The sequence below is a fragment of the Selenomonas sp. oral taxon 920 genome, from assembly GCF_001717585.1.
GTDB lineage: Bacteria > Bacillota > Negativicutes > Selenomonadales > Selenomonadaceae > Centipeda.
This window is the reverse complement of sequence record NZ_CP017042.1, coordinates 1,163,351-1,176,265: the sequence shown is the minus strand read 5'-3', so window position 1 is coordinate 1,176,265 and position 12,915 is coordinate 1,163,351. Positions and strand designations below refer to the sequence as shown.

At 52.8% G+C, this 12,915-nt stretch carries 15 protein-coding genes and 1 pseudogene; 15 read left to right on the top strand and 1 reads right to left on the bottom strand.

All coding sequences use genetic code 11. From position 1 onward, the window contains the following. Window positions 1-125 precede the first annotated feature (125 nt). From nadD to BCS37_RS05430, 15 genes are all read left to right on the top strand, one after another. Window positions 126-746, top strand: coding sequence for a nicotinate-nucleotide adenylyltransferase (nadD, locus tag BCS37_RS05495; RefSeq protein WP_069180525.1), 621 nt, complete (start codon window positions 126-128; stop codon window positions 744-746). Further along, window positions 730-1,305 (top strand): bis(5'-nucleosyl)-tetraphosphatase (symmetrical) YqeK, encoded by a 576-nt coding sequence (gene yqeK / locus BCS37_RS05490; RefSeq protein ID WP_069181554.1) that lies wholly within the window; start codon window positions 730-732, stop codon window positions 1,303-1,305. Before nadD ends, yqeK begins: the two co-directional genes overlap by 17 nt. Before the next feature lie 34 nt (window positions 1,306-1,339). Beyond that, window positions 1,340-2,389 carry an LCP family protein gene (locus tag BCS37_RS05485; protein WP_069180524.1) on the top strand — a complete coding sequence of 350 codons (1,050 nt, stop codon included), beginning with the start codon at window positions 1,340-1,342 and terminating at the stop codon, window positions 2,387-2,389. A 14-nt stretch (window positions 2,390-2,403) separates the two neighbouring features. Further along, window positions 2,404-2,748 (top strand): ribosome silencing factor, encoded by a 345-nt coding sequence (rsfS, locus tag BCS37_RS05480; RefSeq protein ID WP_069180523.1) that lies wholly within the window; start codon window positions 2,404-2,406, stop codon window positions 2,746-2,748. Window positions 2,749-2,753: 5 nt separating this feature from the next. Then, window positions 2,754-3,662, top strand: coding sequence for a CvfB family protein (locus tag BCS37_RS05475; RefSeq protein WP_069180522.1), 909 nt, complete (start codon window positions 2,754-2,756; stop codon window positions 3,660-3,662). Between the two features lie 88 nt (window positions 3,663-3,750). After that, window positions 3,751-4,701 carry a chemotaxis protein gene (locus BCS37_RS05470; RefSeq protein WP_069180521.1) on the top strand — a complete coding sequence of 317 codons (951 nt, stop codon included), beginning with the start codon at window positions 3,751-3,753 and terminating at the stop codon, window positions 4,699-4,701. A gap of 104 nt (window positions 4,702-4,805) precedes the next feature. Continuing rightward, a complete protein-coding gene (gene purE / locus BCS37_RS05465) occupies window positions 4,806-5,294 on the top strand; it encodes a 5-(carboxyamino)imidazole ribonucleotide mutase (RefSeq protein ID WP_069180520.1) in 489 nt (162 codons plus the stop codon). A gap of 61 nt (window positions 5,295-5,355) precedes the next feature. Further along, window positions 5,356-6,069 carry a phosphoribosylaminoimidazolesuccinocarboxamide synthase gene (gene purC, locus BCS37_RS05460; protein ID WP_069181553.1) on the top strand — a complete coding sequence of 238 codons (714 nt, stop codon included), beginning with the start codon at window positions 5,356-5,358 and terminating at the stop codon, window positions 6,067-6,069. A 5-nt stretch (window positions 6,070-6,074) separates the two neighbouring features. Then, a complete protein-coding gene (purF, locus tag BCS37_RS05455; RefSeq protein WP_069180519.1) occupies window positions 6,075-7,526 on the top strand; it encodes an amidophosphoribosyltransferase in 1,452 nt (483 codons plus the stop codon). 6 nt (window positions 7,527-7,532) lie between these two features. After that, window positions 7,533-8,582, top strand: a complete 1,050-nt coding sequence (gene purM / locus BCS37_RS05450) for a phosphoribosylformylglycinamidine cyclo-ligase (protein WP_069180518.1) — start codon at window positions 7,533-7,535, stop codon at window positions 8,580-8,582. Next, entirely contained in the window at window positions 8,575-9,207 is a 633-nt protein-coding gene (gene purN, locus BCS37_RS05445; protein ID WP_069180517.1) for a phosphoribosylglycinamide formyltransferase, read from the top strand. The genes purM and purN overlap by 8 nt, the downstream gene beginning before the upstream one ends. Beyond that, complete coding sequence (locus tag BCS37_RS05440) at window positions 9,204-9,797, top strand: hypothetical protein (protein WP_069180516.1); 594 nt, start codon at window positions 9,204-9,206, stop codon at window positions 9,795-9,797. Before purN ends, BCS37_RS05440 begins: the two co-directional genes overlap by 4 nt. A gap of 10 nt (window positions 9,798-9,807) precedes the next feature. After that, entirely contained in the window at window positions 9,808-11,070 is a 1,263-nt protein-coding gene (gene purD / locus BCS37_RS05435) for a phosphoribosylamine--glycine ligase (protein ID WP_069180515.1), read from the top strand. 28 nt (window positions 11,071-11,098) lie between these two features. Next, window positions 11,099-11,224, top strand: a complete 126-nt coding sequence (locus BCS37_RS12240; protein ID WP_237142746.1) for a secretion protein HlyD — start codon at window positions 11,099-11,101, stop codon at window positions 11,222-11,224. A gap of 206 nt (window positions 11,225-11,430) precedes the next feature. Next, window positions 11,431-12,768, top strand: a complete 1,338-nt coding sequence (locus BCS37_RS05430; protein WP_069180514.1) for an MATE family efflux transporter — start codon at window positions 11,431-11,433, stop codon at window positions 12,766-12,768. Here the strand turns inward: BCS37_RS05430 and BCS37_RS12235 are convergent. Further along, window positions 12,765-12,915: pseudogene (locus BCS37_RS12235) on the bottom strand (secretion protein HlyD). The gene BCS37_RS05430 and the pseudogene BCS37_RS12235 overlap by 4 nt on opposite strands.

Sequence of the window (12,915 nt, the reverse complement as noted above, 5' to 3'; positions counted from 1 at the left end):
TATGTCAGTATACGGCAACGGAAAAGGGACGACATGATATTCTCGACTATCTGTATGCGGTTGTCACGTTTTTCATCATCACCGCTTTGGTACTCGTGATTCTTCAATTTGTGAGGTGAGCAGAGATGGGAAGCCGCATTGGAATTATGGGCGGAACATTTGACCCCATTCATATGGGACATCTCATCACAGCAGAGATGGTGCGCTCGGCAGTCTGCCTGGACAGGGTTCTCTTTATCCCGTCTGCGCGTCCGCCGCATAAGGATGGAACGCGTGCGGCATCCCCCGAAGATCGGCTTGCCATGACAGAGTGTGCCATACAGGAAAATCCGCATTTTTCGGTATCGGATATCGAACTGCGCCGTGAAGGGCCTTCCTATACGGTGGATACCATTGCGGAGCTCCAACATCGACTGGACGGAGCGGAGCTCTTCTTTATCACCGGAGCCGACGCAATGAACGATCTCTATCGTTGGCATGAGCCGAAACGCCTGCTGTGTTCCTGCCAGTTCATCGTTGCGACGCGGCAGGGTGTTCCACTCGATGAGCTCCTGCTCGCAGAAAAATTTACGGCAGAGGAACGCAGTCACATTCAAGTGCTGCCAACGCCGCATTTGGAAATCTCCTCAAGTGCGATTCGCGCACGCATCCGTGCAGGGCTTTCCATTCGGCATCTGGTGCCGCGTGCGGTAGAGGAATATATGGAAGACAGGGGGCTGTATCGTGAGCATGACAAAGAGCTATGAGGAGATGCGTGCTATTCTTGAGCAGCAGCTCACCCCAAGCCGTTACAAGCACTCTCTGGGGGTTGCCGAGACAGCGGCGACAATGGCGCGCCGTTTTGGCATGAACGAAGAACGCGCACGTGTGGCAGGCCTCCTGCATGACTGCGGTCGTGTCTATGAGACGGCCGATCTGCCAAAAGAGGCACGTCGTCGCGGGATTCCCATCGGGAAAATCGAATCTGCCATGCCGCTTTTGCTCCACGCCTATGTGGGGGCTTATCTGATTTACGAGGTCTACGGCATTAACGATGCCGTGATTGCACAAGCGGTCTGGCGACATACCGTCGGCGGCACGAACATGACGGCACTGGATAAGATCATCTACTATGCCGATATGATCGAGCCATCGCGCGCCTATCCCAAAGTGGAGCATTTGCGCGAACTCGCGCGTACGGCCTCGCTGGATGAAATGATGCTGGTCGGACTGACGGAGTCCATTCTCTTTGTTGCACAGAAGGGTGGGCTCATTCATCCGGATACCGTTACGGCACGAAATGAACTTCTTCTTGATCGACGCTGAATGATTCTATTGCATGGACAGAGAGGGGGGGATGATGTCGGAATACGACGCAGAGGAACTTGCTGCTCAATTACAAAGTGAAAACTCACGTGAAAATATCAACAAGCGCCGCAGTCAGCGAAAACGCAAACGCCGTATGGCATTTCTGCGCGGCATCATTCGCCTCATCTGCACCATTATCCTCCTTGCAGCACTCAGTATCGGAGGATACTATGTCATCGGATGGGGCGTACAGGCGTACCGTGATGTGCGAGATATGTATGAGGCATACCTGATCCGTCAGGAAGCAAATCGCGGAGAGGTTGACGTTCGCTTTGACGGCTATACGAATGTACTGGTACTCGGTCTGGATGATGCGGTCAATATGGATAACGACGAGGAAAAACGAGCCGATGCCATTCTCCTCATCAGCATGGAAAATGCAACGGGCAAAGTGCGTATCCTCAACATCCCGCGCGATACATGGGTGGTCATGGCGCAGGACAAAGGCGAAACCAGACTATCCAATGTCTACGCCGTCGGCGGAGCTCCCCTGATGGTGCGGACGATCAACCAAATGTTTGACATCTCCATTCATCAGTACGTTATCATCGATCTTGCGACATTTGCACAGATTGTGGACACGGTCGGCGGTATCGACCTCTATATCGAGCAGAACATGGACTATGACGATCCCGAGGCGCAGCTTTCGATCCATATGCGGCAGGGGTATCGCCATCTGGACGGAAAGAGCGCAGAGCACTATCTGCGCTATCGGAGCGACGACCTCGGCGATCTCGGGCGGACACAGCGGCAGCAGAAATTTGTCAAGGCATTCTATGCCAAGCTCCTGCGCGTCGATACACTGCCAAAGATCCCGACCATCGCAGATATCCTGAAACAAAATGTCACAACCAGTGCTGAGCTCTTTGACTCCGTGCACATTGGCAATGTCATTCGGAAACTGAGCAGCGATCCGCCGCGCACAATCATGCTGCCCGGTGATTTCTCACGGAGCGATGATACCATCTGGATCATGGATCGTGCGGCAACGGATGAAATTATTCATGAACTTTTCCCGCCGGAGACAGCGGGTACGGAGTAACAGGAGGGAACAGCTTGACAGAGCAGGAAAAATGCCGTGTGATTTGCGCGGCGGCGGATGAAAAAAAAGCACGCGATATCGTGCAGATGGACATGATCGGTCTGATGTCAACGAATGACTATTTTGTCATCTGCTCGGCGAATACCGCAACACAGGTGCGCGCAATTACAGATAACATTGAGGAAAAAATGGAGGAAGCGGGGATTTCATTTCTCCACAAGGAAGGCTATCGTGAAGGAGAGTGGGTTCTGCTCGACTACGGTGATACCGTCGCGCACATCTTCCAGCAGGACGCACGCGAATACTACGCGCTGGAACGCCTGTGGGGCGATGCCAAGCTGACGCCATACGAGGAATAGGAAAGATGCAGGAAAGAACGCGAAAAACGGGGCATAACCAACGCCCATCCAAATACGGTCCGAGTCAGGTCGCCGAACTCACCGCCGTACGCGAGAGTGAACTTGGCGTATTTTTGGATGCAGAGACCGGGAACACCAGTGACGACATCCTGCTGCACCATGTTCAGCAGACAGCCCCCGTCAAGATTGGTGATCGCGTTCGCGTCTTTCTTTACCTCGATCCAAAACGCCGCCTCACTGCGAGCATGCGGACGCCCCGCATGAAGGAGGGGCAGGTCGCTCGTCTGCGCATCATCAACGTCACAAAGGAAGGCGCGTTTCTCGATGTCGGGGCTGAGCGCGGTATCTTTCTACCCTACGCAGGGATGCGAGGCCGCCCCCAGGTCGGTGAGACTGTCTGGGCAAAGCTCTATACCGACAAATCCGGACGCCTTGCCGTAACCATGGAGGTCGAGGACGAGCTGCGCCGCGCCTCACGTCCTGCCGAAGGCGTACGCGTAGGAGACCGCCTGAGAGGTTCCGTCTACAATATTACGGAACGCGGTGTATTTCTCTTTACCGAAGAACGCTATATTGTCTTTATCGACCACCGCGAGATTCCCAAACGGCCGCGTGTCGGCGAAACCGTCGAAATGCGCGTGACCTACCTGCGTGAGGACGGGCGACTGAATGCCTCCCTGCGATCACCAAAGGAAACGGCACAACAGGAGGACGCAGATCGGCTCCTCGCTCTCCTGAACGACCATAACGGCAGGATGCCATACACCGATGCAACATCGCCGGAGGTCATTCAGGATCGCTTTCACATCAGTAAGGCTGCATTCAAGCGTGCGCTTGGTCGCTTGCTGAAGGAAGGGCTCATTGAGCAGCGTGATGGATGGACATATTTATCCACAGGCAACAAAAAGTCCTAGTTTTTTTTTAAACAGGCAGGATTTTTTTTCTGAAGGGCGAATAGAGAGCATAGCAAACAATGTTTACAAGCATGGGGGAGAGAGATAAATGGCAGAGACGGTTGCAGAAGAGAGAAAAGGTATCCTGCTTGAGACAGGAACAAACGAATTTGAGATTGTCGAGTTCAGCATTGGGAAGGTGAACTACGGCATCAACGTCGCAAAGGTCCGTGAGGTCATTACACGCACCCCGGTCACAGCAATGCCCGAAGCACATCCCTATGTCGACGGACTGTTTACGCTCCGCGGCAAGGCAATCCCGCTCGTCAATATGGCACGCTGCCTGAATCTCCAGACGGCAGATGAGCTCCAGAACATCATTGTTACGGAGATCAATAACTACGATATCGGCTTCCTTGTCGGGAGTGTCTACCGCATTCACCGTATCTCGTGGAAGAACATGGAGCCGGCACCGAACGTCGGTGAGGGATCGCGCGTTGTCGGTATCATCAAGATGGAGGATCGCATCGTTCTCCTGCTTGACTTTGAAACCATCATTGCCGAGATCAACCCGGAGATCAACCAGAAGCTCACAACGGTCACAGAGGCAACACAGGATGCCAAGACCCGCCGCGGAACAGCGCATATCGTGGTCGCAGAGGACTCCAAGATGCTGCGTGACCTCCTTGTGAACACATTACACGAGGCGGGGTACAAGTTCATCCGCGACTTCGGCAATGGGCAGGATGCATGGGATTACTTGCAGGATCTTGCACGCAAGAATGGTCCGATCGAAAACCATGTGCGCATCATTATCTCCGATGTTGAGATGCCGAAAATGGATGGACATCGTCTGCTCAAGCTCGTGCGCGAAGATAACCGTCTGGGCGAGGTTCCGCTCGTTCTTTTCTCCTCCCTCATCAGTGAGGAAATGAAGCGCAAGGGTGAAAGCCTCGGCGCATCCGGACAGGTGTCGAAGCCGGAGATCAATCAGCTCATCGATCTGCTGGATACGCTCATCTTCGGCGAGCCGCTTCATGATACCACCGACGAACACTAAGTTTGGATAATATAAGGACTGCTGTACTTCTGTACGGCAGTCCTTTTCGTTCTATTGACATGACTCTAAAATCTCGTTATCATAGAGATCAAGGAGATGGTAAAATGAAGGTAGCAGTCCTCATGGGAAGCGACTCTGACTGGCCAATCTTAAAGCCTGCAGTGGAGCTCCTTAAGCAATTCGGCATTGAGCCTGTAGTCAAGGTTGCTTCAGCACATCGCACCCCGTCAAACGTGCGTGATTTTGTCATGGAAGCAGATCACCGCAAAGAGTTTGCAGCATTCATTGTTGCAGCAGGAGCTGCGGCGCATCTTGCAGGAGTCGTGGCAAGCTATACGATCAAGCCTGTCATTGGCATACCGGTCAATGCAACCCCATTAAACGGTATGGATGCCCTTCTCAGTACGGTGCAGATGCCGTCCGGCGTTCCGGTTGCCTCTATGGCAATCAACGGAGCAAAGAATGCCGCCATCTTTGCGGCTGAAATTCTCGCTGTCCATGATTCTTCCATTGCAGAAGCCCTGATGGACTATCGAGAAAAGATGGTACTTGAAGTCGAAGCGAAAGCAGATCGGGTTGCGGCTCAGCTTTAATCTGTACTGCGGTATATGATAGATTTCCAGTGATTGGATAAAAAGGAAAGGCAGGCCTATGATGGAGCGTAAAGAAGCTCTTTACGAGGGAAAGGCAAAGATTATCTATGCAACGGATCGTCCGGATGAATATCTGGTCTATTACAAGGACGACGCAACGGCAGGGAACGGAGCGAAAAAAGGGACAATTGCGGACAAGGGTGTCATGAATAACAAGATGACGGCATTCTTCTTCGACCTTCTTGCCAAGGAGGGAATTCCACATCACTATATTTCCATGCCAAGTGACCGTGAAATGCTTGTCAAAAAACTGACGATTATTCCGCTCGAGGTCATCATTCGCAATGTTGCGGCGGGCTCACTTGCCCAGCGTTTGGGACTCGAAGAGGGGATACCAATGCCGTTCCCTGTCATTGAGTACTGCTACAAGAATGATGATCTCGGTGATCCCATGCTCAACCGCTATCATATTCGCGCGATGAAAATAGCAACGGATACGGAACTGGATGAGATTGAGCGGATGTCCCTGAAGATCAACGATGTACTGACCAAATTCCTAAAGACAAAACGCGTTGACCTTATTGACTTCAAACTTGAATTTGGCAAAGATACCAATGGAAATATCATTCTTGCTGATGAGATCTCTCCGGATAACTGCCGCTTCTGGGACAGTGACACGAAAGAAAAATTGGATAAGGATCGTTTCCGCCGTGACCTTGGCAATGTAGAGGATGCCTACAAGGAAATGCTCCACAGGCTGACGGGAGAATCGTAAGAGACATGTACGAAAAAGTGCCAAAGTGGAAAGAAGAGTGCGGCATCTACGGGGTCTATTCCCATGCAGAGGACGTTTCCGAGATGACGTATCTTGGACTCTTTGCACTCCAGCACCGCGGACAAGAGAGTGCAGGCATTGCACTCACGGATGGGTATTGGATTGATGTGAAAAAAGGTATGGGGCTGGTCAGCGAGGTATTTCGCGAACAGCTTCCGCATCTTGATAATGCCAAGATTGCCATCGGGCACGTCCGCTACGCGACAACAGGCTTCAGTCTTGCTGCAAACGCGCAACCTCTGCGTGTCAACTACGCAGGTGGAGCCCTTGCCCTTGCCCACAACGGCGACCTTACGAATGCTGCGCTGATTCGCCGCGATCTTGAAAGCAAAGGGACGGTCTTTCAGACAACAATTGATTCCGAGGTGTTTGTTCATCTCATCGCACGCTCACAGAAGACTTCCATCGAGGAGCGCATCCTCGAGGCAGTCAGTGTGGTACGCGGTGCTTTCTGTCTTTCGATCATGACAGAGGATAAGCTGATCGGCGTGCGTGACCCACAGGGATTCCGACCACTCTGCATCGGACGGACATCGGAGGGCGGATGGGTTCTGTCCTCAGAGACCTGCGCCCTTGATGTCAACGGTGCTGTATTCGTGCGCGATGTATTGCCGGGTGAAATGGTCGTCATCGACAGCAACGGGCTCAAGTCCTATCGCTTTTCCAATGGGGAAGATGTCGCTTCCTGCATCTTCGAATACATTTATTTTGCGCGCCCGGATTCCATCATTGATGGGCAGTCCGTCCATGCGGCGCGCTTTGAGATGGGACGCGTTCTCGCACGCGAGTCCGGTTTTCGCGGCGATGTCGTCATCTCTGTCCCGGACTCCGGCACAACTGCAGCGACCGGTTTCGCCTATGAGACAGGCATTCCATTTGCCGAAGGGCTGATCAAGAACCGCTACATTGGACGCACATTCATCCAGCCGACGCAGAAGCAGCGCGATGCGGCAGTCAAGCTGAAACTGAGCCCCGTACATTCCGTTGTAGCGGGGAAGTCGGTCATCATGGTAGACGACTCCATCGTACGCGGTACGACGAGCGGAAAGATCGTGCGGCTGCTGCGAAACGCCGGAGCGCGTGAAATTCACGTCTGCATCAGCAGTCCACCGATTACCGATCCGTGCTACTATGGCATTGATACATCCATCCGCAAAGAACTGATCTCCGCGACCAAGAGCGTGGAGGAGATCTGCGACTTCATCGGGGCTGATTCACTCCATTTCATCTCAATCGAAGGGCTGCAACAATGTGTTCCGGCACTAAACCCAAATCATATGTGCTATGCCTGCTTCAACAACAATTATCCTGTGCCAGAGGAAGATGCTACCCTCGATGAGGACGATAAGATCATTCTCGAACGGAGAAGGATTGCACAGCGTGAAAGGGGGCTTTGAGAGCCGATGGAGAGAATGACCTACCGTGATGCGGGTGTTGATATCGATGCAGGAAACGAGTCTGTATCTCTGATTAAGGATGCCGTCCGTGCGACCTATCGCTCGGAGGTGATGGGGGATCTCGGCGGCTTTGGCGGGCTGTTTGCCCTGAATACCAAGGACTATAAAGAGCCGGTTCTTGTATCGGGAACGGATGGTGTCGGAACGAAGCTGCGTCTCGCTTTCCTACTGAACAAACACGATACGATTGGGCAGGACGCAGTCGCGATGTGCGTCAACGATATTCTCGTACAGGGGGCAGAACCTCTTTTCTTCCTCGACTATCTTGCCGTCGGCAAGCTCGAGCCGATGCAGGTCGCCGAGGTCGTTACAGGTGTTGCGCGTGCCTGCAAGGAGTCCGGCTGTGCCCTGATCGGCGGCGAAACAGCGGAGATGGCGGGGTTTTATCCCATAGGAGAATACGATATTGCAGGGTTCTCCGTGGGCGTCGCAGAACGCTCCAAGCTCATTACCCCCGCCCGTGTAAAAGCAGGCGATATCCTGCTCGGTTTGCCGTCGTCAGGGGTACACTCAAACGGATACTCTCTCGTACGCAAAATTGTCTTTGAGCGCAAGGGCTTCAAAGGCGATGAGTATATAGAGGAACTCGGCCAAACCATTGGCGAGGAACTGCTGACGCCGACACGTCTCTATCCGCGCACCTGTCTGCCGCTCATTCGGGCGTTTGATATTCACGGCATGGTGCATATCACAGGCGGCGGTTTCTACGAAAATATTCCACGCGCTCTGCCAGAGCATATGGGGGCAGAGGTAAACGGTGCGGCATGGACGATCCCGCCGGTCTTCCGCCTGCTGCAGGAGTGGGGGAATGTTGACTGGACGGAGATGTACCGCACATTCAACATGGGCATCGGTATGGTACTCATTGTTTCATCGGACGAAGCGGATCGTATCAAGGCTCAGTTGAATGCGCAGAATGAGACAGTGTACCACATCGGTCATGTAACAGAAGGGGCGCATGAGGTCGTTATCAAGGGCGGTGTCTTTGATGCGTGAGGAAAAGCTTGGCATACTTTGCTCAGGACGCGGTTCCAATCTGGCATCGATTATCGAGGCAATTGAGCGTGGAGAGATCCCTGCTGAAATTGCCGTCGTCATCGCAGACAAGCGCGATGCCTATGCACTCGAACGCGCGCGGGCGAAGGGGATTCCCGCCGTTGCCGTCGTCCATCGGGACTTTGCGGAGCGTGCAGACTTCGAGCGCGCCATGCTGGATGAGCTGCATGCCCACGGTGTAACCCTCGTAGTTCTTGCAGGATTCATGCGGATTCTCTCTCCCGTTTTCGTCCATGCGTATACGGGTCGTATCTTGAACATCCACCCTGCACTCCTGCCGAGCTTTCCGGGAGCACATGCCCATCGTGACGCACTTGCTTACGGTGTGAAGGTCAGCGGCTGCACCGTTCACTTCGTGGATGAAGGAATGGACTCCGGCCCCATCATTCTACAGGCGTCTGTTCCTGTGATGGAGGACGATACCGAGGAAACACTTGCAGCGCGCGTTCTGGAACAGGAACATCGGATATTCCCGGAGGCAATCAAACTCTATGTGGAAGATAGACTGCGTACGGATGGGCGAAGGGTTCACATCCTGCCCGTCGCTGAAGGAGGATCATTATGAAGATAAAACGTGCTCTGATCAGTGTATCCGACAAGACAGGTGTGGTGGAATTTGCACGCGTACTGCATAAAGCAGGAGTCGAGATTGTCTCCACGGGCGGAACAATGAAGACACTCCGTGAGGCGGGTATCCCTGTCATCTATGTCAGCGATGTGACAGGCTTCCCCGAGATCATGGACGGACGCGTCAAGACGCTGCACCCCTTCGTGCATGGTGGCATTCTTGCCGTGCGCGGCAATCAGACACATGAGAAGGCATTGCGCGAGCTAAAAATTACACCGATCGATCTCGTTGCGGTCAATCTCTATCCCTTTAAGGAAACGGTTGCAAATCCGAATGTTACGCTTGCTGAGGCTGTTGAGCAGATTGACATCGGCGGTCCTGCAATGATTCGCGCTGCAGCGAAAAACTTCAAATTTGTCACCGTGATTACAAATCCCGCGCGCTATGCGGAGATTGCGGAGAAGATCGAGAAGGACGGCGCGGTCGACGGCATGACACGGATGCGGCTTGCACATGAGGCATTTGCCCATACCGCTGACTATGACAGCGCAATCAACGCATATCTTGCCGGGCAGTTGGAAAAATGAGGAAGACGACGTGAACATTCTTGTAATCGGATCAGGCGGTCGCGAGCACGCGCTTTTCTGGAAACTCAAAGAGAGTCCGTTGACGGACAGCATCTACGCCCTGCCAGGAAACCCAGGGATGGGGGAGCAGATCGACATCTCTGCAACGGACAACGAAGCCATCCTGAAATTTGCCAAGGAGAAAGAAATCGGGCTTGTGGTCGTCGGTCCCGAGATTCCTCTCACAAATGGGCTTGTGGACGATCTCGAGAGTGCAGGGATTCGTGCATTTGGTCCGCGCGCAAATGCGGCAGAGCTTGAGGGTTCAAAATCCTTCGCAAAGGATCTCATGAAGAAGTATGGGATTCCAACGGCACATTACGAAGTCTTTACTGAGGCAGAACCTGCGCGCGCATATATTCGCAAAGAGGGCGCGCCAATCGTTGTCAAGGCAGACGGACTTGCCGCAGGCAAGGGCGTCATTGTTGCCATGTCGGAGCAGGAGGCACTCGATGCCATAGATACAATCATGGAGGATAATACCTTCGGCAAGGCTGGAACACGCGTCGTTATCGAAGAGTTTATGGAGGGGGAGGAAGCGTCGCTGCTTGCCTTCACCGATGGGAAGATCATCCGTCCCATGATCAGCGCGCAGGATCATAAGCGTGCTCTGGACGGAGACAAGGGTCCGAACACGGGCGGAATGGGCACCTATGCTCCAGCCCCTGTCATGACACCGGAGATGACAGAACGTGCAACAGAGGAGATTCTGAAACCGACAATTGCCGCCATGGCAAAAGAGGGCAGAGTCTATCGCGGCTGTCTTTATCTCGGCCTAATGATTACAAAGGACGGACCAAAGGTCGTCGAGTTCAACGCACGCTTTGGTGATCCCGAGACACAAGTGGTTCTGCCTTTACTCGATGGTGATCTCGTCCAGATCATGTGCGCCTGTTCTGATGGAACACTCGCGGATGTGCCTATACATTGGAAAAGCGGGGCAGCCGTCTGTGTTGTCTTGGCGGCAGGCGGATATCCTGCATCCTATGAAAAGGGGCATGAGATTCGTGGGATCAGAGATGCGGAGGACACGGGCGCGCTTGTGTTCCATGCAGGAACGGCGAAGCAGAACGGAAAAATCATCACGAACGGTGGGCGCGTACTTGGAGTTGTCGGTATGGGGGAAGACATCGCATCTGCGGTGAAAAAATCCTACGCTGCGGTCGAGAAAATATCCTTTAAGGATGCCTATTATCGTAAGGACATTGCACATCGTGCATTAAGGAATCGCTGATAAAATGAAGTCTGTCAGATTGGTGTAGATTTTTTGTTCGATCAAGGAGACAAACCGGACGCATAGCCGAAGCTATGTGGAGGATTTGTCGACGAAGAGAGGGCGAAAAAGATGCGCCAAGATGACATGGCTGAATTTATCAGTGCTTCCTTAAATCGCTAGTAAAAAAGTTGGGGTCGCCGTTATCTTTCGGTGCCCCTTATTTTTATGCAAAATTTATCAGCCCTTCCTAGGGCGGCACTGATAAATTCTGCACCACCATCTTAGCGCATCTTTTCGCCCTGTCTGTGTTGACAAGTATTATCATTCTGTGATAGTTTTGTTGAATTGGAATATGGGGATAAACAGGGAGATGGTAGCGTGCTGACATCCTATGACAAAAATTATCTGAGAATAGGCCTTCCTGCCGCACTGGAAGGTGTCCTGATGATCTTTCTGAGCAATGCGGACATCATTATGGTTGGCAGTCTGGGAACGGGTGCCATTGCTGCCGTCAGCATCTTTTCACAGCCACGTATGATGCTCCTGACGGTTGCACGTTCAGTCGCGTCGGCCGTCACCATACTGATTGCGGAGCGATTTGGCCGCGATCAGCACGACGCCTATGGTGATATTCTCAAAAAAACAATCGTTCTTGTTTTTGTTGTCCTTGGACTCGCACATATCGGATTCTTCATCTATCTCGATGCAATTCTCCTGTGGATGGGTGCACAGCAAGACTATCTCTCCGATGCGATGATCTACGGGCTCTGGACGCTGCCCGCTGTCTTCATCACCTCCGTGACGACGCTCATGCAGGCGGTCATGTTTGGACGCGGGGAGTCCATGCGTGTTCTCTCGATCAACATACAGGGGAACGTCGTCAACGTCATCCTCAATGCTCTCCTGATCTTTGGACTTGGGCCATTCCCACAGCTCGGCGTTCTTGGTGCTGCGCTTGGAACAATCGGCGGAACACTTTGGTCAACCTATCTCACCCTGCGCGTACTCTATGCATGGGGGATCTTTGCACAGGGAAATTATCGTCTGACGCGCACCTATCTGCGTGAATTCCTCAGCGTATTCGGCGGTATCTTCAGTGAGCAGGGATTTGAACGCATCGGCATGGTCGTCTACACCCGCATGGTCGCGGAACTGGGGACGATTCCGTATGCCATCCATGCAATAGCAATGAACTTCTGTGATTTCTATTACAGCTTCTGCAATGGGATGGGAAAAGCAAGCACGGTTCTCGCCGGACACAACCGAGACAGCCATAAGCAGAATGAATGGCGCCGCTATCTCTGGACGGGGATGCGCTGGAGTTTGATTTTCTCCGTCATTGTATTCCTCATAACCTTCTTACTGCGCGAGGAAATCTTTGCCGTCTATGCGCGTGATGCAGCTCTCCTACCTCTTGGCAGCCTGATTATCGCATACGTCGCAGCGGTCAGTTTTCCAGAGGCGTACCAGATGGTCTGTGCCGGTATTCTGCGCGCAAGCGGAAAGACATCACAGGTAGCAGCCTATTCCTTTATCAGTATAACGGTACTGCGGCCGATTATCACCTATATTTTCCTCTATGAGTGCAATATGGGACTTGAGGGTGCATGGCTTTCACTAGCACTCGATCAGAGTATACGCGCCATCTGTGCAGCCATACTCCTGCGTAAGGTATATCATGAAAGAAATTCCACGCATGCATTGAATCTATGTTAAGGAAGCACTGATAAATTCAGCCGCGCCATCTTGGCGCATCTTTTTTGCCCGCACTGTGTCGACAAATCCTCCACATAGCCCTTGCTATGCGTCCGGTTTGTCTCCTTGTTCGGACGAAAAAATCTACGCCAATCTGACGGACTTCAT